The 25835-nt window shown below is 40.3% G+C and carries 27 protein-coding genes; 13 read left to right on the forward strand and 14 right to left on the reverse strand.

Translation table 11 applies throughout. The annotated features are described in order from the left end of the window. Position 1: 1 nt before the first annotated feature. From mnmA to tatA, 6 genes are all read right to left on the reverse strand, one after another. A complete protein-coding gene (gene mnmA / locus DBX24_RS02205; protein ID WP_160223838.1) occupies positions 2 to 1195 on the reverse strand; it encodes a tRNA 2-thiouridine(34) synthase MnmA in 1194 nt (397 codons plus the stop codon). Between the two features lie 49 nt (positions 1196 to 1244). Beyond that, positions 1245 to 2666, reverse strand: coding sequence for a CCA tRNA nucleotidyltransferase (locus tag DBX24_RS02210; RefSeq protein WP_160223839.1), 1422 nt, complete (start codon positions 2664 to 2666; stop codon positions 1245 to 1247). A gap of 225 nt (positions 2667 to 2891) precedes the next feature. Continuing rightward, positions 2892 to 3473 carry a GTP cyclohydrolase II gene (gene ribA, locus DBX24_RS02215; RefSeq protein ID WP_120488550.1) on the reverse strand — a complete coding sequence of 194 codons (582 nt, stop codon included), beginning with the start codon at positions 3471 to 3473 and terminating at the stop codon, positions 2892 to 2894. 8 nt (positions 3474 to 3481) lie between these two features. Next, positions 3482 to 3955 carry a hypothetical protein gene (locus tag DBX24_RS02220; protein WP_160223840.1) on the reverse strand — a complete coding sequence of 158 codons (474 nt, stop codon included), beginning with the start codon at positions 3953 to 3955 and terminating at the stop codon, positions 3482 to 3484. Further along, positions 3952 to 4560 carry a DUF4254 domain-containing protein gene (locus DBX24_RS02225; RefSeq protein WP_120488548.1) on the reverse strand — a complete coding sequence of 203 codons (609 nt, stop codon included), beginning with the start codon at positions 4558 to 4560 and terminating at the stop codon, positions 3952 to 3954. The genes DBX24_RS02220 and DBX24_RS02225 overlap by 4 nt, the downstream gene beginning before the upstream one ends. After that, the gene (gene tatA / locus DBX24_RS02230; protein ID WP_120488547.1) at positions 4560 to 4772 is read right to left on the reverse strand and encodes a Sec-independent protein translocase subunit TatA; all 213 of its coding nucleotides are present in this window, start codon (positions 4770 to 4772) and stop codon (positions 4560 to 4562) included. Before tatA ends, DBX24_RS02225 begins: the two co-directional genes overlap by 1 nt. Positions 4773 to 4906: 134 nt before the next feature. Here tatA and DBX24_RS02235 point away from each other — a divergent pair, with 134 nt between their 5' ends. The 13 genes from DBX24_RS02235 (at position 4907) to DBX24_RS02295 (ending at position 17363) form a co-directional block, all read left to right on the forward strand. Next, positions 4907 to 5497: a 50S ribosomal protein L25/general stress protein Ctc gene (locus DBX24_RS02235; protein ID WP_160223841.1), complete on the forward strand. Its 591-nt coding sequence runs from the start codon at positions 4907 to 4909 to the stop codon at positions 5495 to 5497. Positions 5498 to 5682: 185 nt separating this feature from the next. Then, on the forward strand, positions 5683 to 6012 hold the full coding sequence (locus DBX24_RS02240) for a HesB/IscA family protein (RefSeq protein WP_120488545.1): 330 nt from the start codon (positions 5683 to 5685) through the stop codon (positions 6010 to 6012). Positions 6013 to 6065: 53 nt separating this feature from the next. Further along, positions 6066 to 7514, forward strand: coding sequence for a Fe-S cluster assembly protein SufB (gene sufB / locus DBX24_RS02245; RefSeq protein WP_160223842.1), 1449 nt, complete (start codon positions 6066 to 6068; stop codon positions 7512 to 7514). Between the two features lie 20 nt (positions 7515 to 7534). After that, positions 7535 to 7951 (forward strand): hydroxyisourate hydrolase, encoded by a 417-nt coding sequence (uraH, locus tag DBX24_RS02250; RefSeq protein ID WP_160223843.1) that lies wholly within the window; start codon positions 7535 to 7537, stop codon positions 7949 to 7951. Between the two features lie 79 nt (positions 7952 to 8030). Continuing rightward, complete coding sequence (gene sufC / locus DBX24_RS02255; RefSeq protein WP_120488542.1) at positions 8031 to 8774, forward strand: Fe-S cluster assembly ATPase SufC; 744 nt, start codon at positions 8031 to 8033, stop codon at positions 8772 to 8774. 12 nt (positions 8775 to 8786) lie between these two features. Then, positions 8787 to 10067: a Fe-S cluster assembly protein SufD gene (gene sufD / locus DBX24_RS02260; RefSeq protein ID WP_160224679.1), complete on the forward strand. Its 1281-nt coding sequence runs from the start codon at positions 8787 to 8789 to the stop codon at positions 10065 to 10067. Between the two features lie 86 nt (positions 10068 to 10153). Further along, positions 10154 to 10579, forward strand: a complete 426-nt coding sequence (locus tag DBX24_RS02265; protein WP_160223844.1) for an OsmC family protein — start codon at positions 10154 to 10156, stop codon at positions 10577 to 10579. Between the two features lie 12 nt (positions 10580 to 10591). Beyond that, positions 10592 to 12226: an Ig-like domain-containing domain gene (locus DBX24_RS02270; RefSeq protein WP_245957163.1), complete on the forward strand. Its 1635-nt coding sequence runs from the start codon at positions 10592 to 10594 to the stop codon at positions 12224 to 12226. A gap of 9 nt (positions 12227 to 12235) precedes the next feature. Further along, the gene (locus tag DBX24_RS02275; protein WP_160223845.1) at positions 12236 to 12694 is read left to right on the forward strand and encodes a heme-binding domain-containing protein; all 459 of its coding nucleotides are present in this window, start codon (positions 12236 to 12238) and stop codon (positions 12692 to 12694) included. 94 nt (positions 12695 to 12788) lie between these two features. Beyond that, complete coding sequence (gene ricT, locus DBX24_RS02280; RefSeq protein ID WP_160223846.1) at positions 12789 to 14105, forward strand: regulatory iron-sulfur-containing complex subunit RicT; 1317 nt, start codon at positions 12789 to 12791, stop codon at positions 14103 to 14105. After that, positions 14071 to 14550 carry a gliding motility lipoprotein GldH gene (locus tag DBX24_RS02285; protein WP_260392828.1) on the forward strand — a complete coding sequence of 160 codons (480 nt, stop codon included), beginning with the start codon at positions 14071 to 14073 and terminating at the stop codon, positions 14548 to 14550. The genes ricT and DBX24_RS02285 overlap by 35 nt, the downstream gene beginning before the upstream one ends. Before the next feature lie 28 nt (positions 14551 to 14578). After that, a complete protein-coding gene (locus tag DBX24_RS02290) occupies positions 14579 to 16942 on the forward strand; it encodes a transglycosylase domain-containing protein (protein WP_160223847.1) in 2364 nt (787 codons plus the stop codon). A gap of 181 nt (positions 16943 to 17123) precedes the next feature. After that, on the forward strand, positions 17124 to 17363 hold the full coding sequence (locus DBX24_RS02295; protein WP_160223848.1) for a DUF8828 family protein: 240 nt from the start codon (positions 17124 to 17126) through the stop codon (positions 17361 to 17363). A gap of 49 nt (positions 17364 to 17412) precedes the next feature. Here the strand turns inward: DBX24_RS02295 and DBX24_RS02300 are convergent, their stop codons facing one another. The 8 genes from DBX24_RS02300 to DBX24_RS02335 all read right to left on the reverse strand — a co-directional run bounded on the left by DBX24_RS02300 (position 17413) and on the right by DBX24_RS02335 (position 25770). Then, entirely contained in the window at positions 17413 to 17817 is a 405-nt protein-coding gene (locus DBX24_RS02300; protein ID WP_160223849.1) for an META domain-containing protein, read from the reverse strand. 21 nt (positions 17818 to 17838) lie between these two features. Beyond that, a complete protein-coding gene (gene pheT, locus DBX24_RS02305) occupies positions 17839 to 20241 on the reverse strand; it encodes a phenylalanine--tRNA ligase subunit beta (RefSeq protein ID WP_160223850.1) in 2403 nt (800 codons plus the stop codon). Between the two features lie 194 nt (positions 20242 to 20435). Next, complete coding sequence (dnaN, locus tag DBX24_RS02310) at positions 20436 to 21566, reverse strand: DNA polymerase III subunit beta (RefSeq protein ID WP_160223851.1); 1131 nt, start codon at positions 21564 to 21566, stop codon at positions 20436 to 20438. A 168-nt stretch (positions 21567 to 21734) separates the two neighbouring features. Next, positions 21735 to 22940, reverse strand: a complete 1206-nt coding sequence (locus DBX24_RS02315) for a type IX secretion system plug protein (protein ID WP_160223852.1) — start codon at positions 22938 to 22940, stop codon at positions 21735 to 21737. 57 nt (positions 22941 to 22997) lie between these two features. Next, complete coding sequence (locus tag DBX24_RS02320) at positions 22998 to 23555, reverse strand: thioredoxin family protein (protein ID WP_120488531.1); 558 nt, start codon at positions 23553 to 23555, stop codon at positions 22998 to 23000. A gap of 14 nt (positions 23556 to 23569) precedes the next feature. Further along, positions 23570 to 24460 carry a tRNA (adenosine(37)-N6)-dimethylallyltransferase MiaA gene (gene miaA / locus DBX24_RS02325; protein ID WP_160223853.1) on the reverse strand — a complete coding sequence of 297 codons (891 nt, stop codon included), beginning with the start codon at positions 24458 to 24460 and terminating at the stop codon, positions 23570 to 23572. 409 nt (positions 24461 to 24869) lie between these two features. Further along, the gene (locus DBX24_RS02330; protein WP_160223854.1) at positions 24870 to 25181 is read right to left on the reverse strand and encodes a YkvA family protein; all 312 of its coding nucleotides are present in this window, start codon (positions 25179 to 25181) and stop codon (positions 24870 to 24872) included. 49 nt (positions 25182 to 25230) lie between these two features. Next, positions 25231 to 25770 carry a TlpA family protein disulfide reductase gene (locus DBX24_RS02335; RefSeq protein ID WP_160223855.1) on the reverse strand — a complete coding sequence of 180 codons (540 nt, stop codon included), beginning with the start codon at positions 25768 to 25770 and terminating at the stop codon, positions 25231 to 25233. Between the last annotated feature and the right edge of the window lie 65 nt (positions 25771 to 25835).

The following is a 25835-nucleotide window of genomic DNA, read 5'->3' on the forward strand; positions in this document are numbered from 1 at the left end:
CCTAAGAAATCACTCCACTGCCGATAAGCTCATCATCTAAATACCAAGCAGCGAATTGCCCTTCTGCAATTGCCGATTGTGGATTTTCAAATGCGATAAACAGCCCCTCATCAAACTGATAGAGCGTTGCATTTTCTAAGGGTTGCCTGTACCTAATGCGAACCTTGGCAGGCATAGACGCTCCCGTTTTCAGCCTCAAATCTGGGCGTACCCAATGCACCTCGCTATTATCAATCCTCAACGCCTTTCGGTAAAGACCTGGGAAAGAATGCCCCTCCCCCACAAAGAGGATATTATTCTCCATATCTCGGTGGATAACGAAGCAAGACTCCTTATGCCCACCAATACCTAAGCCCTTGCCCTGCCCAATCGTATAATACTGCGCTCCCTGATGCTTCCCGATAACCTTACCATCGGATTTTTTATAATCGATTTTCTGTGAGAGATATTCCAGCTCGCGGAGCTTTTCATCAGCTGAGAAGGAGACCTCCTCTTGGTGGAAGAGCGGTGAATCTCTAAAGATTTCTACAATCTCACCTTCTTTGGGCTTCAGCTGCTGTTTCAAGAAATCTGGCAGGCTTACCTTTCCTATAAAGCAGAGCCCCTGAGAATCTTTTTTCTCGGCGGTAACTAATCCTGCCGCCTTGGCAATCTCTCGCACTTTGGGTTTTTCCAGCTCCCCGATCGGGAAGAGCGCCTTAGACAGCTGCTCCTGACTCAGCTGGCAGAGGAAATACGACTGGTCTTTATTTTTATCCTTACCCGAAAGCAGGTGATAGATCGTTTCTCCCGCTTCATTCGTGCTGGTTTCTATTCGTGCATAGTGCCCCGTAGCTACTTTATCGGCGCCGAGAGAGAGTGCAGTTTTCATAAACACATCAAACTTTACTTCTCGGTTGCAGAGCACATCTGGGTTGGGCGTTCTGCCCTTTTCGTATTCGGCAAACATATAATCTACGATTCTCTCCTTATACAGCGCACTCATATCGATCACTTGGAACGGGATTCCGAGCTTCTTCGCTACCATAAGGGCATCGTTACTGTCCTCTATCCAAGGGCACTCGTCTTCTAAGGTTACAGAGGCATCATTCCAGTTTCTCATAAAGAGACCTATGACCTCGTGCCCCTGCTGTTTCAGGAGGTAAGCGGCCACGCTGCTATCTACCCCTCCTGAGAGACCAACTACTATTTTCATTCGGCAAAATTACAATAAAATGGATGAATATTAAGGCGAATAAAGCCCCTTATACGGCGATAAGCCCCATCTTTGAGCCTTCTCTCAGTACGAAATTTTTTGCTTGCTCGGGGTTGTTTTCTATCTCGCCTTCTAATATGGCTTCTTTTACTTTTTCTTTGAGAATACCGATTTCTTTCCCTGGTTTAATGCCAAAGAGCTGCATAATTTCCTCGCCTGAAATCGGGGGCTGGAAGTTTCGCACGCGGTCTCTCTCCTCTACTTCTTTTATTTTCTGGGCTACATACTCGTAATTTTTCTTAAATTTCGTTTGTTTCGCGTGGTTTTTCGTGGTGATATCTGCCTTGCAGAGGGTGAATAAGTCCTCGAGGTCTTCGCCAGAGTCAAAAACAAGGCGGCGAAGTGCGGAGTCCGAAGCGTTATCGGTAACGAGGGCGATCGGTCTGGCGTGCATCTTCACCAGTTTTTGCACATATTTCAGGTCATTGCCCAGCGGGAGTTTCAGCCTCTTGAAGAGGGGTTTCAGCATTTTTGAGCCGAGGTATTCGTGCCCGTGGAATGTCCAGCCCGTTCCTTTTTCAAATTTTTTGGTGGGTGCTTTGCCTATATCGTGGAGGAGTGCTGCCCAGCGGAGCCAGAGTTTATCGGTATTTTGGGCGATATTATCCACTACTTCCAAAGTGTGGAAAAAGTTATCTTTATGCGTATGCCCATCTACCTCATCTATGCCTTTCAGGGCGGTGAGCTCAGGGAGGATATGGTCGAGCAGACCTGTTTCTTCCAAGATTTTAAGCCCTTTGGATGGCTTTGCGGAGAGCATTATTTTATTAAACTCGTTCATAATTCGCTCCATTGAGACGATTCTAATCCGCTCCGCTTCCTCTTTTATGGCTTGGAGCGAGTGTGCCTCTATTTGGAAATCGAGCACACAGGCAAATCTAATGGCGCGCATCATCCGCAGTGGGTCGTCAGAATAGGTTTGTCGGGGCTCCAGCGGCGTTCTCAGGATTTTATCCGCGAGGTCTTGCCTACCATTAAAGGGGTCTATCAGCTCGCCGAAATTCTCTTGGTTTAGGGAGATTGCCATTGCATTAATCGTAAAATCTCTCCGCTTTTGGTCATCTTCCAGCGAGCCTTGCTCTACGGCGGGGTTTCGCGAGTCCTCAGAATAGCTTTCCTTCCTTGCTCCCACAAATTCCAGCTCCAAATCTTCGTACCTAAACATCGCTGTGCCATAGGTCTTAAAGACCGAAACTTTCTGCTCTGGAGCGACCTGCTCGGCGATGCTTTTTGCCAGTGCTATACCGCTCTGCTCGGTTACGAAATCTATATCGGTAGGTGTCGCTCTGCCCATAAGCAAATCTCTCACATAACCCCCTACGGCATAGACGGTTTGCCCATTTTCGTTTGCAACAGAAGAGATGATTTTAAAGAGTTTAAGGTTTTTATTCTGATTAAGATTAATAAACATAAAATCTGAATTAATAAGGTAAATTTCCAAAATTCCGATGCAAAAATAAGGAACTTGAAGGGAGCGAAAAGCTATCCTCGCTTAAAACTTAAAGTTTCATCTATTTAAAAGCATAGTAATTCGTACAATTAGTAAGAACTTCCATTGATTTCAACTATTGTATCTAATGAAAATCAAAATCATTTTGAAGAAAAAAAAACACTGAAAAATCAGTGCTTTAGTATTTTAGAGCAAATGCCCGAAATAATCTTTCTTGGTTTGGAGGTAGTCCTTACTATTTTCATTGGCTTCTATCTGTAGCGGAATCCTCTCTAAGAGCTGGATATCGCTATCCTCCACAAATTTGAGCTTATCAGGATTGTTGGTCAGAAGGTTAATTTGCTTTACTCCAAGCTGGTGGAGGATTTCTATTGCTGAGGAGAAATTTCTGTCATCCGCCGGTAATCCGAGCTCTAAATTTGCTTGCACGGTATCCAAGCCCTGCTCTTGTAAGGAGTAGGCTTTCAGCTTATTGATAATACCGATGTTTCGCCCTTCCTGCCTTAGATAGACGATAATACCGCCGTGCTGCTGCATATACTTCATTGCTGCAGCGAGCTGCTGACCGCATTCGCATTTTTTGGAGTGAAAAACTTCGCCCGTAATACACTCGGAATGGAAACGAACATTCACGGGTTTTGATAAATCTGTACCTTCTGCAATGAGCGCCATCTGGGGCATCCAGTCATCAGATTTTTCGGAAAAGGCAATAATTTTAAATATCCCATAATCTGTTGGGACATTAGATTCTGCTTGTTTTGTAATCATATTTGTAGTTATTGTTTTATTGAAACGGATTTAGGTTTTGTAAGTGTTTCGAGCTTGGTGATATTACTCTTTACCCTTACCAAGTAGCGGTTGATAAGATTGTTATCATCTTTGCTGAGATACTTTCTCAACCTTTGGATTTTCTTATAAGAGCGTTCAATTTCAAATAATGCCTGTTTTCTTGCTTCTATATTATATTCCTGCAAGGCATAAACATAGTTCTTAACGCTTTTTTTAAGGTTAAGAACTTCTTTATTTACGGCATTACTTTTAAATTTAGGAAACCTTGAAACTTGGTTTGTAAGCTCTGATGAGTAGTAAATAATCTCTGATTTGTCTTTGGACTTCTTATTGGTTGATGCTACTTTAGTCTCGGAAGGGAAAGAATTAAGAGACGCCCCCATAGGCGAAATACTCGCCTTCTCCAAAGTGCAAGAGACCAAAAGAATGGGAATTAATAAATATGTAAAATATTTTATCATTTTTTGTTTTTATACAAAACTGGGTTGAGGCTCTCATCATTGTACATCTTCATTTGCTTATAGAGCTTCATCTTCACTCTACCGCTTTCTATGTCATTTAATAAGCAGTCTATCGATGAACTCAAGTCTGCTCTCTGCTCCAAAAGGATCTCTAATTTGTTTTGGCATTTGATTCTATGCTCCTCACTTGCTGTTTCTCTACCTGCTTCTAAAGCCATATGGTAAATTTTAAGTGCGAGGATTGATAATCTATCTACTGCCCAAGCGGGTGTTTCGGTATTGATTTTAGCATTGGCTTCAGGCGTTATATCCTTATACTCATTATAGAACCATTGGTCTATATACTCTACTAAATCCGTCCTCTTTTGGTTTGAAGAATCTATTCTTCTTTTAATTTTGAGTGCTTCTTCGGGAGAGATATTCTCATCTCGGATGATATCTTCCAAATGCCATTGAACGGTATCAATCCAATTTTTGGAATACAAAAGATGTTCCAAAGTATTTTGAGGATAAGGATTACTCTCTGGCTGATCTACACTGTCAAAAAAATGATAATCTTCAATAGATTTATTAAAGATTTGCCAAGCCTGTTCGGTAAAAGTCATTACTTAGTCTCGTTTGAAGAATTAGACTCTTGATGATTTCCCGTACTTTCCTTTTTATCTTCTTCCTTCATAGCATCTTTAAACTCCTTTATTCCAGAGCCCATACCTCTCATTAGTTCAGGGATTTTTTTACCTCCAAAAAGTAAAAGAACGATGAGCAAAACGATGATTATATGCTGCCAAGAAAGGGCTAATACTATTAAACTGTTCATATCAAAAAAATTTGTGCAAATCTACAATTTTATTTAGATATGCAACTCTCTTTTGTAGTTTGAGTATAGTGTGGGCTTTTGTATTTAAAATAAAGTATTATATTTGCAGCCACAATTAAAACAATATTTTAGAAATGAAATCTATTACAATTCAAGGTACAAAAAGAGAAAGCGTGGGCAAGAAATCTACAAAAGCTCTACGCGATGCTGAGCTAGTTCCTTGTGTTGTTTATGGAGGTGCTGAGCCTTTAAATTTCTCTACTGAGGAGAAATCTTTTAAGAACTTAGTTTATACTCCTGACGCACACACTGTGGAGCTTGTAATCAATGGAGAGAAAATCAATGCTGTTCTTCAGGACATCCAGTTCCACCCAATTACAGACAGGATTTTACACGCAGACTTCTACCAACTTTCTGCTGATAAGCCAGTAATTATGGAAGTTCCTGTAAAAATTACAGGTCGTGCAAAAGGTGTAGTAGCAGGTGGTGTTCTTAGACAGTCTTTCAGAAAGCTAAGAGTAAAAGCTATCCCAGCAAACCTTCCAGATGAAATCATTGTAGATGTTACCCCTCTTAAAATTGGTAACAAGCTATACATCGGAGATATCAAAAGCGAAGCATACACATTTATGCACCCAGACAATGCAGTAGTAGCTGCTGTGAAGATGTCTAGAAATGCAATGAAAAATGCAACTGCAGCATCCGATGACGATGATGAAGAATAATCAACACAACAAATTTTAAACTGTAAAATCCTGCTATTAAGTGGGATTTTTTATTTCACTAATAAAGACTCAAAGACTTTTAGATAAAACCCATTATAAGTATAGCTAAAATAAAATACCAGATTTGAAAATCCGTACATTAGTTTGTACATTTGCGGACTTAAAATCAGTCTAAATAGATTACAGTGATTAAGGTAAGTGAAAAAGCAAAAGAAAAAGCCATACAGCTAATGACCGAAGATGGGTTTAATCCAAAGGATGATTTTATCCGTGTAGGTGTAAAAAGCGGAGGATGCAGTGGACTGGAGTATGTACTGAAATTTGACAGAGAACAAAGCGCTACCGACCAAATCTTTGAGGACAATGGAGTAAAAATAGTAGTTGATAAAAAATCCATACTCTACTTGGCAGGTACTACTTTGGAGTTCTCAGGAGGACTAAACGGCAAAGGCTTCTTCTTTAATAATCCAAATGCTACCAGAACCTGTGGCTGCGGCGAGAGCTTCTCACTTTAAAGTATAGATAAAAAGTTAAAAAAGTAATTTCAATATAACACATAATAAAAAAGATGTCAAAATATACAGAAGATGACCTAAGGGAAGACCTCAAAAACAAAGAATATGAGGCAGGCTTCTATACAGATATAGAATACGAAGACTTCCCCACAAGATTGAATGAGGATATTATACGAATGATTTCTGCTAAAAAGGAAGAACCAGAATGGATGACCGAATGGCGCCTCGAATCATTTCGTATCTGGCAGAAAATGGAAGAACCCGACTGGGCAAATATTAAATATGACAAACCCGATTTCCAAGCTATAAAATATTATTCTGCACCGAAAAAAAAACCAGAATTGGCAAGCCTTGATGAAGTAGATCCAGAGCTTTTAAAAACCTTTGAAAAACTCGGGATTTCATTAGAAGAACAAAAGAGGCTCGCAGGCGTTGCAGTAGATGTGGTTATGGACTCCGTATCCGTAAAGACCACCTTCCAAGATACATTAAAAGAAAAAGGTATTATCTTCTGCTCTATGTCTGAAGCCATAAGAGAATATCCAGATTTAGTAAAGAAATACATTGGCAAAGTAGTTCCAAGAGGAGATAATTTCTACGCAGCGCTTAATTCCGCTGTATTTTCCGATGGCTCTTTCTGCTATGTTCCCAAAGGGGTAAGATGCCCTATGGAGCTTTCTACTTACTTCCGTATTAACCAAGCAGGTACCGGGCAGTTCGAGAGAACACTCCTTATAGTAGATGAGGGGGCTTATGTTTCCTACTTGGAAGGCTGTACCGCTCCTCAGAGGGATGAAAATCAGCTCCACGCCGCTGTTGTAGAGCTTATCGCTATGGAAGGTGGGGAAATCAAATATTCCACTGTACAAAACTGGTATCCTGGTGATGAGGAAGGCAGAGGTGGGGTTTATAACTTCGTAACCAAAAGAGGACTGGCAGAGAGAAAAGCTAAAATCTCTTGGACTCAGGTAGAGACAGGCTCTGCCGTTACTTGGAAGTACCCAAGCGTTATCCTAAAAGGTGATGAATCTATAGGTGAGTTCTATTCCATAGCGGTTACCAACAACTTCCAGTACGCAGATACAGGTACCAAAATGATTCACATAGGTAAGAAAACCAGATCTACGATTATCTCCAAAGGGATTTCCGCAGGTAAGTCTAACAACTCCTACCGTGGTCTGGTAAAGGTACTCCCTTCTGCAAAAGGTGCTCGCAACTTCTCTCAGTGCGACTCTCTGCTTATGGGTAACGAATGTGGTGCACACACCTTCCCTTATATAGAGATAAAAGACCCTACAGGCAGACTGGAACACGAGGCTACAACCTCCAAAATCGGTGAAGACCAAATCTTCTACTGTAATCAAAGAGGTCTGGATACCGAGAAAGCCATTGCACTTATCGTAAATGGTTTCAGTAAAGAGGTGCTCAACAAACTTCCAATGGAGTTTGCGATTGAAGCACAGAAGCTATTAGAAATTTCTTTAGAAGGCAGTGTAGGCTAATAATTAATACATCTAAACAAATGAAAAAGCTATTATTAGTATTATTTTCTATAGTGTATCTGGGAGTATATGCTCAGAAAAATAAAAATTTTCAGCTTTCAAGCCATATCTTGGATATTTCTACAGGAAGACCAGCCCCTCAGGTTGAAGTTGAATTAGAAAAGTACAATGATATTTCCAAACAATGGGTTTTCATTACTAAAAAGATGACCGATAATAATGGAAGAATTACTGATTTCCTTCCTCTCATCAAAGGTAAAAATGAAAATCACGGGAAATACAGGCTGAGATTCTTAACGGAAAATTATTTCACAAACCAAAAAACAGAAAGTTTTTATCCTTATATCGAGGTGGTTTTTCAGATTAAAAATGATGAGCATTACCATGTACCGATTACGCTTTCGCCTTTTGGATACTCTACTTATAGAGGAAATTAAAATTTTTAAGGAAAAAAATATTGAGTAAGCCTATTGCAATAAAATCAAATAATAATATTAACTGATAACAATCAAAACAATGTTAAAAATAAATAACTTACACGCTCGTATAGAAGACGGAGCAGAGATATTAAAAGGAATTAATTTAGAGATTAAACCAGGAGAGGTGCACGCCATTATGGGTCCTAATGGAGCGGGTAAATCTACCCTTTCATCAGTGATTGCAGGTAGAGAAGACTATGAAGTTACGGATGGAGAAATCCTCTTTGATGGGGAAAATATTATAGAAGATGCTCCAGAAGAGAGAGCACACAAAGGAATTTTTATGTCTTTCCAGTATCCTGTGGAGATTCCTGGGGTATCGGTTACCAACTTCATCAAAGCAGCGATCAATGAAACCAGAAAAGCAAACGGACTCGAAGATATGCCTGCAAAGGAAATGCTCGCCCTTATCCGTGAGAAATCAGAGCTGCTCGGTATTAAAAAAGACTTCCTCGCTCGCTCGCTAAACGAAGGTTTCTCTGGCGGTGAGAAAAAGAGAAACGAAATCTTCCAAATGCTAATGCTCAATCCTAAATTGGCAATCTTAGATGAAACCGATTCTGGACTCGACATTGATGCCCTGAGAATCGTCTCCGAAGGGGTGAATCATTTCAAAAACCAAGGCAATGCAGTGCTCCTCATCACCCACTATCAAAGGCTTCTCAACTATATTCAGCCTGATTTCGTCCATGTATTGGCAGATGGTAAAATCATTAAAACGGGAGATAAATCCCTCGCCCTTGAACTTGAAGAAAAAGGCTACGACTGGCTTTTAAAATAACCCAAATACAGAATTATGCTATTTGAACAGATACAACAGCAGAAAAACTCCCTCTCTGCCGAGAGAGCCTCTGCGCTGGACAAGTTCCTGCAAACAGGCTTCCCTACCAAAAAAGATGAGGAGTATAAATATACCAACCTGAAAGAGATTACCGAGAGAGAATACAACTTCCTGCCGAAAGAATCCCACAACATCGGAAGAGAGCAGCTGAACAACCTCCACCTCGGTGAAGAAAACTTTGACTGGATTGTATTCATCAACGGGAAAATCCACAAAGAACTCTCAAAAATCACCATAGAAAACATCGAGCTTCTCTCCCTCTCCCACATTCTGGAAGATGAGGCACACCAAGACATCATTACCGATTATTTCGATACGATTGCCTCCAAAGAACTGGCTCTTACGAACCTCAACAGGGCATTATACACCCACGGTTTCTTCCTCCGAGTGCCTAAAAACACCGTTATAGAAAAACCAATACACATTTTTTACCTTTCTGACAATCAAGAAAGCGATACTTTCTATAATGTAAGAAACCTCCTCATCGTAGAAGAAGGAGCAAAAGTAGAAGTCATAGAAAGCCATCATAATTTTGATGAGCATTTTACCTTTACCAACTCCCTCACAGAGATTTTTGTTGATAAAAATGCGCGTGCCGACTGGCATAAACTCCAAAATGATAGCGAGACCTCTTACCTGATAGATCACACCTTTGCTCAGCAGGAGAGAGACAGTATGGCGACCGTAAATACTTTCTCTTTCGGAGGTAAGCTCGTGAGGAACAACCTTGATTTCATCCACAAGGGGGAGAATATTAATTCCTTTATGAATGGGATTACCATCATCGGAGGTGAGCAGTTGGTAGACCACCACACGGCGGTTCATCACAATCAGCCGAATTGTGAATCTTACCAAAACTATAAAGGGATTTATAAAGACCACGCTCACGGGGTGTTCAATGGCAAAGTTTTCGTGAATAAAATCGCACAGAAGACCAATGCCTATCAGCAGAACAATAACATCCTCCTAAGCGAAGGAGCAACCATAGACTCCAAACCTCAGCTGGAAATCTTCGCCGATGATGTGAAGTGCTCACACGGCTGTACGGTAGGTCAGCTCGATGAAGACGCGATGTTCTACCTCCGCGCAAGGGGTATCTCTAAAAAAGAGGCACAGGCACTTCTCCTCTTTGCCTTTGCAAGCAATGTAATGGAAAATATAGACATAGAGCCTCTAAAACAAAAAATATCAAAACTCCTAGCAGAGAAATTAACCACAAAAAGAGAGTCTTAAAGACTCTCTTTTAGCTTTTAGCGGCTAGCTATTAGCTAATTGCTAATTGCCATAAGCCCTATATTTGCAACTAAAATTCTATTAAAATGAAAATAAAACTCAGTAGGCTCAATGATAATTTCCTGTTTGAAGGCTATAATGAGCAGGGAAATAAAATAAAGCTCGACAATACTACCCTGCCACAAGCAGAGGGGGCGTCTCCGATGGAAGCAGTACTAATGGCAGTAGCAGGGTGTAGCGGTATAGATATAATCGCTATTCTCAAAAAGCAAAGACAGCAGATCACCAACTTCAGTATAGAGGTGGAGGGAGAGAGAATGCAGGTAGATGAAGCTAAACCCTTTAAATCTATCCACTTGAAATTTATCATCGATGGAGAGGTAGAGCCCAGAAAAGCATTAAAAGCAGCAGAACTTTCGTTTGAAAAGTATTGCTCCGTATCTAAAAGCCTTAATCCCGATATTAAAATAAGCTACGAAGCCGTTATCAATGGTAATAGAGCAGAAGATTAGCCTTAAACACAGATGATATCCCTTAAACCGATGAAGAATGCCATTTCTCTACTGATGCTGGGCTTTGCCTTAGTTTCTTGTGCCCGAGTAGGCTCGCCCGTAGGCGGCGCGAAGGACAGCCTTGCCCCTAAACTGGTAAAATCCAATATAGATACTACCCGAATAAATGTGCCTACTGACCTTAAACAGCTGAGACTCTACTTTGATGAGTATATCACCCTGAAAGAGGTTCATAAAAACCTGATCATCTCCCCACCTATCAAGTATAAGAAGATTATCCCCGCCTCTTTGGGAAATAAATTTATACTTATAGAATGGGATGAAACACTGCAACCCAACACCACTTATAATTTCAACTTTGGAAATTCTATTGCAGATTTAAATGAAGGCAATGTACTGCCTTACTTCAACTTTGTCTTCTCCACAGGGTCGGAGCTCGATGATACTTATATCAGCGGTACGGTAAAGAGCGGATATACTTTCCCGAAAGAAAAAAACGATGCTAAAAAGAACTTCATCATAGGGCTGTACAAGGCTTCTGATTCGGTAGACTATACGAAAAAGCCCTACTATATTACCAAAGCCGATGAGGACGGATACTTTGAGCTCAGCCACCTTGCAAAAGGCAAGTACAGAATCATTGCATTTGATGATACCGATCAGAACTCCATCTTCACCGCTGGGAAAGATGAAGTCTTTTTCAAAACTGAAGACCTTGACCTGAGGGAGAATATTTCTAATATGCAAATCAGAACTCTGCCTTCCAAAAAACCTTTGAAATTCTCAGAGTATAAAGAAGTAGCGGGTGGTTTCCTCTTTAAGTTTGAAGGACAGCCCGAAAGCATCAGCCTAACCTCCGAGACCGAACTCCTGAAAGAATATAAATCTGTACACAAGAAGTTTTCAGACTCTGCAATGCTCTGGTTTGATGACAAACAACTCAACCTCCCAGAAACCAATATCAATATAGGTCTTAAAATAAAGTATCAAGCCGATACACTTAAAGGCAGTGCTTCCCCATACTATAAGGCGAGCGTAAAGACAGAATTCGGACTTAGCAATAATACTGGTGCGAGCCTACCGCCCACAGGGAAGTTTTATATCGATGCGAATAGACCCATTACAGAGCTCAATACAGAAAAGTGGATTCTAAAGCAGGACAGCATCAATACTCAGCCTTTTACTGCTAAAATTGTAGAGAACCATCCTCATAAGATTGAAATATCCAGCAACTTTATTTCTGGGAAAAAGTATGAGCTGAACATTCCTAAGGAAAGCGTTTCTACCTATTATTTAAAACTGCCTAAGACCTATCAGTTCAACTTTGAAATAGATAAACCCGAGAACTACGGCTCATTAGAGATGAGGCTGAAAACCAAACCCGATGCTCCTTTTTGGATGCAGCTTCTCAATGAGCAGGACGAAGTGAAATATACCCAGTTTACAGAAGCTGGTACCATTAAATTTAATGTCCTGAAGCCTGGGAAATACTATGTTCGTATTCTGGTGGATAACAACCGTAATGGTATCTGGGACGAGGCAGATTTTAAAAACCAAACCCCTGCCGAAGAAGTATTTATCTACGACAAAATGATAGAAATACGCCCTCTCTGGGAAAATATAGAAGACCAATGGAGCATTAAATAACGATAACTAATGAAAAAACTTTTTAAAATCGTCGGACTAGCTGTGCTTATCTTCGGTCTCATACAGCTTATCCCGATAGACAGAACTAAAAAGCCGATAAACAAATCTGAGAACTTTACCGATATTTATAAAACTCCTAAAAATATAGAAAACAACCTTAGAAAAGCCTGCTATGACTGCCACTCCAACGAGACCGTATATCCAGATTATGCCTATATAGCACCGATCTCCTGGTCTATTCAAGAACACATAAATGCAGGTAGAGGCAGCCTCAACTTTTCTATATGGGCAACCTTCAATAAGGACCTTAAAGAAAGTATGCTAAAAAATACGATAGGAGATTTAAAGGAAAATAGAATGCCCATCCGTGGATATACTGTGTATCACCCTGAAGCCAACCTCAGCAAACAGGAAATAGATGAGCTTATCAGCTACTTTGAGAATATCTTGGAAACAGGAAACTATTAACTCCACTTTTAGTTTCTCACTAAAAGAACCTTACACAAGTTTAAATTTTATATTAAATTTGCACGAATTATTTTAAAACAAAAAAGAACATTATATGAGCTGTGGATGTAAATCGTCCGGAAACTCCAATCATAGTTGTGGTTCTAAATCTGCTAATGGGTGCCCAAGCGTGGATACCTGCTCAAATAGTTATAAATTAAGTGTCTTCGATTGGCTTTCTACCATTGAGCAGCCATCAAGAAACAGAATGAACGATGTAGTAGAAGTAAGATTTAAAAACGATAGAAAATCTTTTTATAAAAACCCCAATAATCTTCCGCTTCATATCGGGAGTATTGTTATTGTAGAGTCTTCCCCTGGGCACGATGTAGGCGTTGTAAGCCTCACTGGTGAATTGGTAAAAATCCAAATGAAAAAGAAAGGTGCATCACTTGGGCAGGCACCTAAGATTTATAGAATAGCCAACCAAAAAGATGTAGACACCTGGTCAGAACTTCGCAATAAAGAAGAAGCCGTAAAGAGAGAGGCAAGGAAGCTAGCATCTTTCCACCGTCTGAATATGAAAATTACAGATGTGGAATATCAGGGCGATGGCGGTAAGATTACTTTCTACTACATTGCCGATGGGCGTGTGGATTTCCGACAATTGATTAAGGACTATGCTGTGAGTTTTAAGACGAAGATTGATATGAAGCAAATTGGTTTCCGACAGGAAGCTGCAAAAGTTGGTGGCCTCGGCTCCTGCGGAAGGGAGCTCTGCTGCTCCACTTGGCTTACGGATTTCCGCTCTGTGAATACCAATGCAGCCCGCTACCAGCAGCTGAGCATTAATCCTCAGAAACTTGCGGGACAATGCGGTAAATTAAAATGCTGCCTCAACTTTGAGCTCGACAGCTACCTCGATGCCCTCTCCGTATTCCCTCCTACCAACTCTGTATTAGATACCGAGAAAGGCAAGGCTTTCTGTATTAAAATCGATGTTTTCAAAAAGAAAATGTGGTTTGCCTATATGGAAAACTCAATGACTTGGTATGATATAGACATCTCCAAAGTATCAAAAGAGCTATCCAACAACCGAAAAGGAATACAGTCTCCCCCATTGGAAGAGCTTACAGGTGCAGAAATTGCTACTGCTGGCTTTAAACCAAGTGCTGACCTTATCCAAGAAAACAGAGTGGACAGGTTTGAAAAGAAAAACAGAAAAGGGCGAAAGCAAGGAAATGACTTCCCTAAACGGGAAAACAGAAGTAAAAAGCAGGGCGAAGCAAAAACCTCAGAAGCCAGACCTCAAAAGCTAAATGAGAAAAAAGCCAATAGCCCAAAAGCTGAAAATAAGAACCAAAAGCCAAACCCTAATAAGAAAAAGCCGAGAAATAATGACAGACAAAAACCTTCTTCGGATGCTGAGTAGCGGACTCATACTCGGTCTGCTTTTCCCAATGCTCAGTTGCTCAAATGACGGGTTATATATGCAATCCGTAGATGGCAAGTGGGCAAAGGACACTCCCCTTTCTTTCAGCTTTGAAGTAAAGGATGCCGAAGTACCCAAAAATATTATATTTGTCGTGAGGAATAATAATGATTATCCTTACTCCAATATCAGAGTATTTAGCTCGGTGAGTGAAGAAGGGGCTAAAAATGTAGCGGTGGATACACTGAACTATATAATGGCAAAGCCCAATGGAGAATGGCTCGGTGCTGGCTTTGGAGATACTAAGGAAATCAAGTTTCTCTACAAAAGCCAGTATAAATTTCCTAAAAATGGGAAATATATCATTAGTATAAAGCAAGCGATGAGAAATGATAATCTGCCAGGTATAGAAGACTTTGGAATAGAAATATCTTCTGCTGAGTAGTTTGCACCTAACATAGAAAAATAAAATAATGGAAAGTAATAAGAATAAGAAATCCACATTCCCTCTACCTCCTAAGAAGAAAAAGAGAAAAGGAATTCGCGGGTGGATCGCCTTTATCTGGTTCTGTTTCCTTGCAGTAGTTTTCAGTATTGCAGGGCTTTTCTTTGCCATATCCGAAGGCTTTTTTGGATATATGCCAGATACTACAGAGCTGGAAAATCCGGATATTTATATCGCCTCTGATATCTATTCATCAGACGGAGTACTGCTTGGGCGTTTCGAGAAGGAAAAAACCCAACCTGTTACCTATAAAGACTTGCCTCCTCACTTGGTATATGCCCTGCAAGCAAAGGAAGATGAGCGCTTCAAGGAGCATTCGGGTATAGACCTGAAATCCGTAATCCGAGCGATACGCTACACAGGTAACCGCGGGGGTGGCTCTACCATTTCTCAACAGCTAGCAAAACTACTCTTCACCAAAGAACCCTCTAAAAACAAAAGGGAAAGAGCTTTGCAGAAACTCAAAGAATGGGTAGTTGCCGTAAGCCTTGAAAAGAGATATACCAAAGAAGAAATCATCACTCTTTACTTTAATAAATTTGATTTTCTCTATAATGCCAATGGAATTGAAATGGCATCAAAAGTCTATTTCAATAAAAAGGCAAAAGACCTCTCTCTTCCAGAGGCAGCAATGTTCGTAGCAATGCTGGAAAACCCCGTGAGGAACAACCCTATGAGAAATCCTGAAAGGGCAAAACACCGTAGAGATGTGGTACTCGATAAAATGTTAGAAACAGGCTATATAGACCCTGCTACCCATCAAAAAGCAGTAGATACACCTGTTGAAGTGGATTATCAGCCTGTAAAAACCATCAACGAAGGCTATTCTGCCTACTATAAATATTATCTAAGAAAAGAAATCAACCAGTATTTAGACGAGTACGAAAAGAAAACAGGCAAGAAGCTCAACCTCTATAAAGACGGCTTAAAGATTTATGTAACCTTAGATTCTAAGATGCAAAAATATGCCGAAGATGCCATTAAAGAGCACCTCACAGCACTGCAAAGAAACTTTGACAACCAGCAAAAGCACAACCCTAAGCGACCATTCTACCATATCAGTAAAAAGCAGATAGACCACATTATGCTACAAGCAATGAGGCGCACAGGTAGATATAAACAATTGGCAAGAGAGGGTATTCCTGAGGATTCTATTATTATGGAGTTTCAAAAGCCAGTACAAACCTCCATCTTCACCTGGAAAGGAGAGGAAGAAGTAGAAATGTCTCCTTATGATTCCATCCGTTACCACAAGCAAATCGCTCAAGCGGGGCTTATGGCGATGGTTCCTTCCTCTGGGGAAATCCGTGCCTGGGTAGGGGGTATAGATTGGAAGCACTTCCAGTATGACCACATCAAGCAAGGGAAAAGGCAAGTAGGCTCTACCTTTAAGCCTTTCATCTATGCTACTGCCATTATGAGATTAGGGCTCACCCCTTGCTCTACCGTATCCAATGCCACCTATGTAAAAGGCAGATATGCGGTGAAAGGCTCTGGCGGTATGATTACCCTAAAACAAGGCTTAGGATACTCTAAAAACCCCGTAGCGGTACGGCTTGCCGAAATGGTAGGAACAGAAAATGTAATACAACTCGCAAGAGACTTAGGCGTAACCGAGCATATCGATACCTCCCTCCCTATGGCGCTCGGTACTTCCGATATTACGATCTACGAAATGCTCGGCGCGTATTCTACATTTGCCAACTTTGGAAACTATACCAAACCTGAGATGATCTGGCGTATAGAAGATGCTAACGGTAGAGTAGTAAAAGAAGTGAAAACCGAACAAAGAGAAGTAATGAACGAGCTCTATGCCTATACAATGATCGATATGATGAAAGGCGTTACTCAGTTTGGTACTGCATCTGGCGAATTAAGGCGAAGAGGCATCTCCGCAGCAGTAGAAATAGCAGGGAAAACAGGTACCACCCAAAAGAACTCCGATGGATGGTTTATGGGCATCACACCGAACCTCGCTACTGGCGTTTGGGTAGGCTGGGAAGACAGAGCCACCCACTTCCTAAGCACTGGCGAAGGACAAGGGGCTAAAATGGCTCTCCCAATCTGGGCTATCTTTATGAAAAAGGTATGGGCAGATAAATCTCTCGGTATCTCACCCGACGATAAATTCATAAAACCCTCTGATTGGACGGGCGATTGTGGAGACCTCCAAGGGCTCAGCGGAGGCTACGGCGATGTAGGGGGGCTCCGAACCATAGAAGAAATACAAAACGGTTCTGGTAATGGCTCTTCTAACGGCTCCAATGGAAAGAAAGAAGATAATGCCAATGACAACCTCAACACAGGTCAAGACATAGACTTCAATCAATAAGCGGGCAGTTGGCTTTTAGCTTCTGGCTTTTAGCGATAAGTAATAGACTATATTAGTTTTAGGGCGACCCTTTGGGTCGTCCTTAACTGTTTTTAGCCCGTAGCACAGAAAGCACAGCTTCCAGCTGTGGGGCGTCAAATTATTATTCCTATATTTGCTGAGAATTTTAAAATATAGTGCAATGGTATTACCTAAGTTTTTATTAGCAGACAATTCAGAGTTTCCAGAGGATTTATTCGTGGTACATACGGAATATCCTCGTTTTATCCTCAATGTAGAAGAGGAAGAGGTTGAGTGGCTTGATGATTTGGAAGGTGATGATGAGGAATCTATCGCCGATGAAGCTACAAAAGTAGTAGAAGTAGCTTTTAAATGGTGTGATGAGGAGCTTTCTAAGTATGACGATGAAGAGGAGGAATAAAACTTCTGAATACAAAAATAAAAGGAACTCAATAGAGTTCCTTTTTTCATTATTGTTTGCTGAGCTTCATCAGTAGCAATCCGTCTTTGTAGAGCTCCAGACTGTTGCCAGAGACTACATATTTATTAGCCGAGGAGAGCATATTGAGGAAGTTTTTCTCTACTGACATATTCTTACAAAACATTTTTGTAGCGCCAATCTTACTCGCCGAGAAACTTCCCGAATCAGGGGTAAGTCTCAGCTCACCGAAATAGTCATTACAACCTGCATTACCTGAGATTTTCCCGTTTTCTATCCTTAGCGTAGGCAATTTGCCCTTTATATTATCTGCCAAAACCCATTGGGTTCCTGAGATGGATAGCTGAGCTTTGCCTACCTTAGAGGCAGAGCGAGACACGGAAGTACAAGCCGTTACCAGAAGCATAATACTGAGTAGTGCGATTAACTTTTTCATCTTTTTATAGGTTTAAATGTGTTATCTTAAACTAGCTCCAAAGTCTTTCTCAAAGGTTTTTATGAGGGCGTTCATTACCTCATTAATGTCTTTATCCTCCAGAGTTTTTTCTTCGTTGAGGAGCTCAAAGCTCATCGCATAAGATTTTTTACCTTCTGGGAGATTCTTGCCCTCATATACATCAAATAGATTGATGGCTCTAAGGTATGGAGATTTATTTTTCTGTGCTGCAGAATAGAGCTCAGCATAGGAAACAGCCTTATCTACAAGCAGGGCAAGGTCTCTCCGCACGATATTAAACTTCGGAATATCTACAAATTTGAAGTTATCCTTTAGCCTAAGCTGATTGGCTATTTCTACTTCTATCTCCGCATAGAAGCAGTCCTGCTCTATATCAAAAGTTTTTAAGAGCTCAGCAGATACTTTGCCTATTCTGGCAATGGTTTTATCGGAGCTCATTATCTCAATGGCATCAGTAAAGCGTTTATCGTTAAGAGATTTTTCGGTTGATTGAATGCCGAGCTTCTCCAATAAGATACTCACATAACCTTTGAGGTGATAGAAGTTGGTTTCAGATTTAGGCTGGAGCCAATTCTCTCTTAAATCTCTACCAGAAACCAAGATTGCAAGCTGCTTTCTCTCGTTATATTTATCTGTTTTATGATAGATTTTTCCGAGCTCAAAGAATTTTATATCTGGATTTTTCCTGTTAATATTATAAGCGGCATTCTCCAAAAGCCCCTCTAAAAGGGAAGTTCGCATATAAGCGAGGTCGGAGCTCAGCGGGTTAAGGAGTTTCACGGCAGTTTCAGAAACAAATTTCTCAGCAGTGAGGGAGTTATTCATCACCTCAAAAAAGCCTTGACTTTGCAATGCTCTTGCCCAAAAGTTTTCAAGAGCATCCTGGTCGTTATTATCCAGTTTTACTGGGGTAAATGAAATCTTTGATGGCGCCTCAATCTTATTGTAGCCATAAATTCTGAGAATTTCTTCTATTACATCTATCTCTCGGGTTACATCTGCTCTGTATGCGGGTATGGAGATTTCCAGACCGTTTTGTATCTCGTTGATAATTTCTATCTCCAAAGAGCGGAGAATTTCCTTGATTTTCTCTCGGTGTATCTTGGTGCCGAGTATTTCATCTATCTTAGAATACCTTAAAATCACTTTAAAGTCTTCTATTTTCTTAGGATAATTCTCTAAAAGTTCTCCTACCAATGTGCCTCCTGCCACTTCGGTAATGAGTTGGATAGCGTGGGTAATGGCTGTCTTGGTATTGTTGGGATCTACCCCTCTCTCAAATCTGAAAGAAGCGTCGGTATTTAGTCCGTGTGCTTTTGCAGCTTTCCTTACTGCTACAGGATTGAAATACGCACTTTCCAAGAAAATACTCGTAGTTTCTTCGGAAACGCCAGAATCTTTACCTCCCAATACTCCTGCAATGCACATCGGTGAGTTATTTCCATCTTTAATGATGATTTCTGAGCCATTTAAGGTTCTTTCTACACCATCCAAAGTTGTGAATTTAGTCCCCGCCGGAAGCGTCCCCACCTTTAGTTTTTGCATTGCTATTTTATCTGCATCAAAGGCATGAAGCGGTTGCCCTAATCCGTGGAGGATATAGTTGGTAATATCTACAATATTATTGATTGGGCTAAGTCCAATCGCTTTTAATCTGTTTTGCAGCCACGCTGGCGAGTCTGCTACTTTTACACCTTTTATTATCGCTCCAATATATCTTGGGGTGAGCTCTTCATCTTCTACCTCGATACTGAAACTGTGCTCTCCCTCAGAAGAGAGAGGCAGGGTTTTTAGTTTTTCAAACTCTGCTTTTAGTTGGTTTGAGGTAAGGAATGCATTGAGGTCTCGTGCTACCCCATAGTGAGACATTGCGTCGGTACGGTTAGGAGTAAGCCCGATTTCAAAGATTTCATCTTTTTCTATCTCAAAATAGTTGGAAAAATTACTTCCTACTGTATATTTTTTAGGGTCTAAGACCATTATTCCTCCGTGATCATCGCTTAATCCGAGCTCATCTTCGGCACAAATCATTCCTTGAGATACTTCTCCTCTGAGTTTTGCTTCTTTTATCTCGAAGAAATTTCCCGTTTTATCATAGATTTTAGTGCCTACTACTGCTACGGGAACGGTTTGCCCAGCCTCTACATTAGGCGCACCACAGACGATATGTAGGATATTTCCATTTCCTGTATCTACGGTGGTTAGTTTGAGTTTGTCAGCATTAGGGTGTTTCTCGCAAGTAAGGACTTTACCTACAACAATCCCTTCCAGACTTCCTCTTATACTCTCATATTTTTCTATACCTTCCACTTCCAAACCTATGTCTGTAAGGTATTCACCTACTTTTTCGGTTTTTAAATCGGTTTTAATGAATTCTTTTAACCAGTTGTTAGAAATTTTCATCTGCTTTAATATAAGTTTTATTCAAAATCTGAGCGAGCATTAAGCCTTTACATCAGATTTTATAAAGTATTTTTTTTGAATATTCGCTTGATAATAATATTAATATCTGTGTTTATCAGCTGCCAAGGTATTTAAAACAAATTTGAGATTTGAACTTATCTCCAAATCCCAAATTTATTACAGTATATTTTAAATTATAGTCCAATTACTGGCATAGAAAGCATTAAGATACTCTCCCCATCTTCTAATCCATCTACTGGTTCTATAATACCTGGTCTATTCGCCTGAGACATCTTAATAACAATATCCTCAGAACCTAATACTGCCAACATTTCGGATAAGAACTTAGAGCTAAACCCGATATTGATATCTTCACCACTGTAGTCGCAAGGGATTTGCATATTCGCTTTGTTTGCATATTCGGTATCCTCTGCGTGTAAGTGGAGAATATTGCCTGACAGCTTAAATCTCACTTGATTGGTAGATTTATTAGACATAATAGATGCTCTGCGGATAGAGCTCAGAAGCAAGTTTCTGTTAATCGTAAGCACATTAGGATTTTCTTTCGGGATTACAGCAGAATAATTAGGATACTTACCATCAATTAATCTACATACCCAAATATGATTACCCAATGTGAACTTCGCCATATTCTCATTGAAGTCTATTTTTACTTCTTCATTTGTGGAAGACAGAATACCTTTGAAGATAGACAGTGGTTTTTTCGGCATAATGAAACTCATTGGCTCATCGGAAGTGATGTCTGTACGCTTATAAACCACTAATCTGTGGGAATCTGTTGCTACAAAATTCGTCTCTTCCTCACCAAACTGGAAGAGCACCCCTGTCATTACAGGGCGAAGAGAGTCATTACTCGTTGCAAAGAGCGTATTTGCCAATGCTTCAGAAAGCACACCAGACGATACGCTAACGGTTTTAGCTACATCAAATTCTGGCATATCAGGATAGTCCTCCTCATTATCCAAAGCTACAGCAAAGTTATCTTTCTCATCTAAGATTTCTAACTGCTTACCTGTACCTTCGTCATTATTCTTTACAGAAAGCGTAAGCGGTTGCTCATTATAGGTTTTCACAAAATCCTGAAAAATCTTTGCTGGAACAGCGATTTTCCCTGTGTCTTCGGACATCACTTCTAATGAAGTAACCAGTGTAGTCTCTCCATCGGAAGCCGTTACCGTAAGTTTATTCTGCTCTAATTGGAATAAAAAGTTTTCTAAAATAGGTCTTGATTGTGAGTTAGATATTACTCCACCCACAGTTTGTAATGCCTTTTGTAATTCGCTACTTGAAACTATAAATTTCATTTGTAATCAATTTGATACAAAGATAATAATTTAGTTGAAATATACTTAAAGTGAGTATTTATTTTTACGAATATTTATCTGTAATCCTCGCTCTAAAGATAAAATACACAGCTTAATATCAGAGTATTATTATTAAAGATACTTTTTTATAAAAATTAAATTTTAACATTATTTTATAGGTGTTCTAAACTCACCATAGCTCAAAATAGCATCATAGTTTTTTCCAAATGGGCGATAGTAGAGCAATGCCTGATACAGATTTTCGGTTTGCCAGAAATTACCATTTATCTCGCCATAGTCTGGAGCTTCATTAGGTGATTGAGTAGCCAGAATATAGTTGTAAAAACCTTGTTTAAGGTAGATTTTGGCTTCGTACATTTTCAAGGTTTCATTATAAAACATTTGGTTTGTCTTGCTGGGCTGGAAGTCATTAAACCCTCCAAGTACGAATATATTTTTATTCACCGGTTCTGAGGGCAGATAGAAATGCACCCAAGAATAATCCCCTTCTTTATCTGGGTTTCGCTCAATACCAGTATCCGTCCTTCGGAAGTAGTAAGCTCCATTTACATCAGGCTGATACTGATAGCTGAGAGGGGAAGTCCACACAGGATGAAGATGAGTATGAAAGACTCCTTCTCTATTTTCAGCTTGAGCCATGGTGTCAAAAGACTGGTCTATCATTCTATTATTAAAGTAGTAGAATTCATTATTCCCCGCAAAAGCCAAGTTCATTTGCTGGAAGAGGAGCTTATTCCCCAAAGCAGAAGTCGGTTTCAGGTTGGTTAGCATACTCTGCCAATTATTATTTTGCATTAGGCTAAGGCTCATCGAGCTGATATTATTCGTTAGATTATTCCCAAGCACCTGCACCTGTATTCTCTGGTTGAGATGAGAATTTTTCGTCTCTTGCAACCTCGAAACATTAATACCGATATTAGCATTCTTCTCCACGATGCAAAATCGCTTTGTGAATAGTGGCTTATCTGGATTATCCTTATAAACGATGATTTCAAAATTCCCAGATATAATAGGCTGCATCTTCTCATTAGGAAACTGAAGCTCGTAGTGAGTATATTTCTGATGGGTATTAAATGAATACTGAAAATGCTCTATCAAGGCATTAAGATTTCCTTTTGCATACTCGGTAAAGAAGAGGTTATCATCATTCCAGTCTCTATCAAAATGTTTAAATGTATAGCGATAGACCGTACTTTGGTTAGACAGGTCATCAAATTTTAAAACCAATTGTTCACCGAAGCTAATAATAGGCGTATGGTCATTCGTATTTGGGTTGAAGAGCTGTATGCCATTAATCTCTTGCCCAGAAAGCATTACTGAGATAAGAGAAAGCATTAAAATAAACTTTTTCATAAGGAAGGCTTGAGTTGAGATAGTAGAAACTCCCCAGCATATTGGGGAGTTTTATTTTTATTTCCATTTGATATTACACCCCATACTTGGCCGTTGATTTTCGTCCTGAGGCTCTCCTGCCAGCAGATTTTCAAAGGCGATGATGAGGTCTTCACCCGTAATCTCTTTTGAATTGCCAGGTCGGGAATCATCCATTTGCCCACGATAGACGAGGTCGAGTTTATCATCAAAGAAGTAGAAATCTGGCGTGCAAGCCGCATCATAGGCTTTTGCAATGCTCTGGCTCTCATCATAGAGGTAAGGAAAATCAAATCCCTTCTCTATCTGAAATTCTATCATCTTCTCTGGAGCATCCGCAGGGTATTGCACTATGTCATTAGAATTAATTGCGATAAACTCAATCCCTTTCTCTTGATAATCCTCATAAAGTTCTGTGAGTTTATCAATAATATGAAGGACGAAAGGGCAGTGATTACACATAAAGATAACCAGTGTTCCTTTCTCGCCTTTCAGGTCGTTGAGTGATTGCACTTCATTGGATTTTGACGGATTCGGTAGCTCAAAATAAGGCGCCTTTGTGCCTAATGCAAGCATATTAGATGGTGTTCTTGCCATTGTATTCTCTTTTTTTATTGGAGCAAAGATAAGGATTCTTCCAAAGGATTGAGATAGCCCACCCAATGAATATCCTCTTCCCCTCTGTACCAAGTCAGCTGCCTCTTGGCAAAGCGGCGAGAGTTCTTTTTTATCTCCGAAATGGCAAAATCCAAGCTCCACTCTCCCGAAAGATACTTGAAAATCTCCGTATAGCCCACCGTCTTCAGGGCTACCGAGTCCTTATATGGCAAAAGGCTTTTCACCTCATCTACCAGCCCATTTTCTATCATTTGCTCCACCCTGAGGTTTATCCTTTCATAAATCACCTCACGAGGGGCTTCTATCCCGATTCTCAGCGTTTGAAAATCCCTTTTTGCTTTGGGAAAGGCTATAAGCTGAGAATATTTCTCACCCGTTTGCCAAATAACATCTATTGCTCTGAGCAATCGGCGCGGGTTTTCCAAATCCACCCTATGATAATAGTCCTCATCAAGGTTTTTTAATAGACCTTGAAGCTGTGCTAAGCCCTCCTCTTTCCAGATTTTTTGGAGCTTTCTTTGGTTTTCCTCATTCGCCTCTGGGAGGTCATTCAACCCCCGTATCAATGCCTTTTCATACATCATACTCCCCCCAACCAAAACGATATTATCATAAGTCTGGAAAAGTTCATCTATCTTCTTCAAGGCATCGATTTCAAACTGCCCGATAGAATATGAATCCTCCACCGAAAGATGCCCCACAAAATGGTGCCTAGCCAAGCCGAGCTCCGCCACCGTAGGAGCTGCCGTACCAATGGGCATCTCCCTAAAAAACTGACGAGAATCGCAAGAAATAATCTCAGCACCCAGCGCCCTTGCAAGCCCTATAGCGAGTTTCGTCTTGCCTATCCCCGTAGTACCAACAATAGAAATAATCCTTTTCACCCCACAAATATACACCGTAGCCGGTGAGGCATTTAATTTTTTTAATAATAAAATAAATTTCTATCCAACGGAATTAGTACCAACCCAATGGATACGCCGTAGCCGGTGAGGCATTTAATTTTTTTAATAATAAAATAGATTTCTATCCAACGGAATTAGTACCAACCCAATGGATACGCCGTAGCCGGTGAGGCATTTAATTTTTTTAATAATAAAATAGATTTCTATCCGACAGAATTAGCACCAACCCAATGGATACGCCGTAGCCGGTGATACACCTACTTGCGTGGGGAGTACACTTAGCCAGAATAACTACCCACTCTGTAGCTGATGGAGATTTTTTAATAGTCAATGACTACCCTTTAAGAGATTTTACAAAGGAAATGCCCCTGTAATCAGAGGCTTTGTTTTAATTTAATGTATTATTTGTTTTAAGAGACCAGATATGGAAGCGATTAATCTCTTTCATCAGTTTTGAAAGGCAGAGTGAGAGGATAGCAATGTCATCCGTAACGCCAAAGAATGGGATGAACTCAGGAATAAGGTCTATCGGAGAGATAATGTAGATAATACCGAGCAAAGGGAGGAGGATATTCAGGGTTTTGGGTTTGTACTCGCCCTTAATCCAAAGCCCTATCATACGGAGGAGACTGGGGATTTTCCTTATTTCCTTTCGGTTTTTGTAGGCTTGTTTTATCAAGTATAGTTTTGAATATTTCATTTTATTATGATTAGCGATGGCAGGATAGCAGAATCTATACCAAAGGTTTTTAGTGGGAAAGGTTGTCTATAAACTGATGGATATTGGAGGAATTCCAGTCAAGGGCGCCTGTTTCTTTCTTGAGAATCTGTCCCCGATTGCTGATAATAAAAGTAGTGGGGAAGGATTTCGGGAGGAGCTTGTCGGAAATAGGACTTTCAGCGATGTATACAGGAGCGGTGTATTTATTTTCCTCCAAAAACTTGCGTACGGCAGGCTCTTCATCTTGCATTGCGATAAGGACGAAGTTGAGTTTATCCTTTTTAGCCTCGTAGAGTTTTTGTATGCTGCCCCACTCTTGCCTGCACGGAGGGCACCAAGTGCCCCAGAAGTTGAGGAAGAGCATTTCATCTTTAAAGTCTGCCAAATTGGCATTGGGGGTATTAATACCTTTTAATGAGATATTATAATCGTCGGCTGAAATGCTTACAGCTTCCTGAACTTTGGCTATGGGGAGAAAGAGCTCTTGAAGTTTTTCCCTCACAGAGGGTACAAGGAATACAATAGCGATGATAAGTGCAATAATAGCGTACAGAATATTCTTTTTCATAGGCTTGGAATAAAAGAAAAGAGCCAAGAAAAAGGAAATATATCCCTCATCCTTGGTTCTTTTTA

It is taken from the genome of Bergeyella cardium, from assembly GCF_009914665.1.
In the GTDB taxonomy this organism is placed as follows: Bacteria; Bacteroidota; Bacteroidia; order Flavobacteriales; family Weeksellaceae; genus Bergeyella_A; species Bergeyella_A cardium.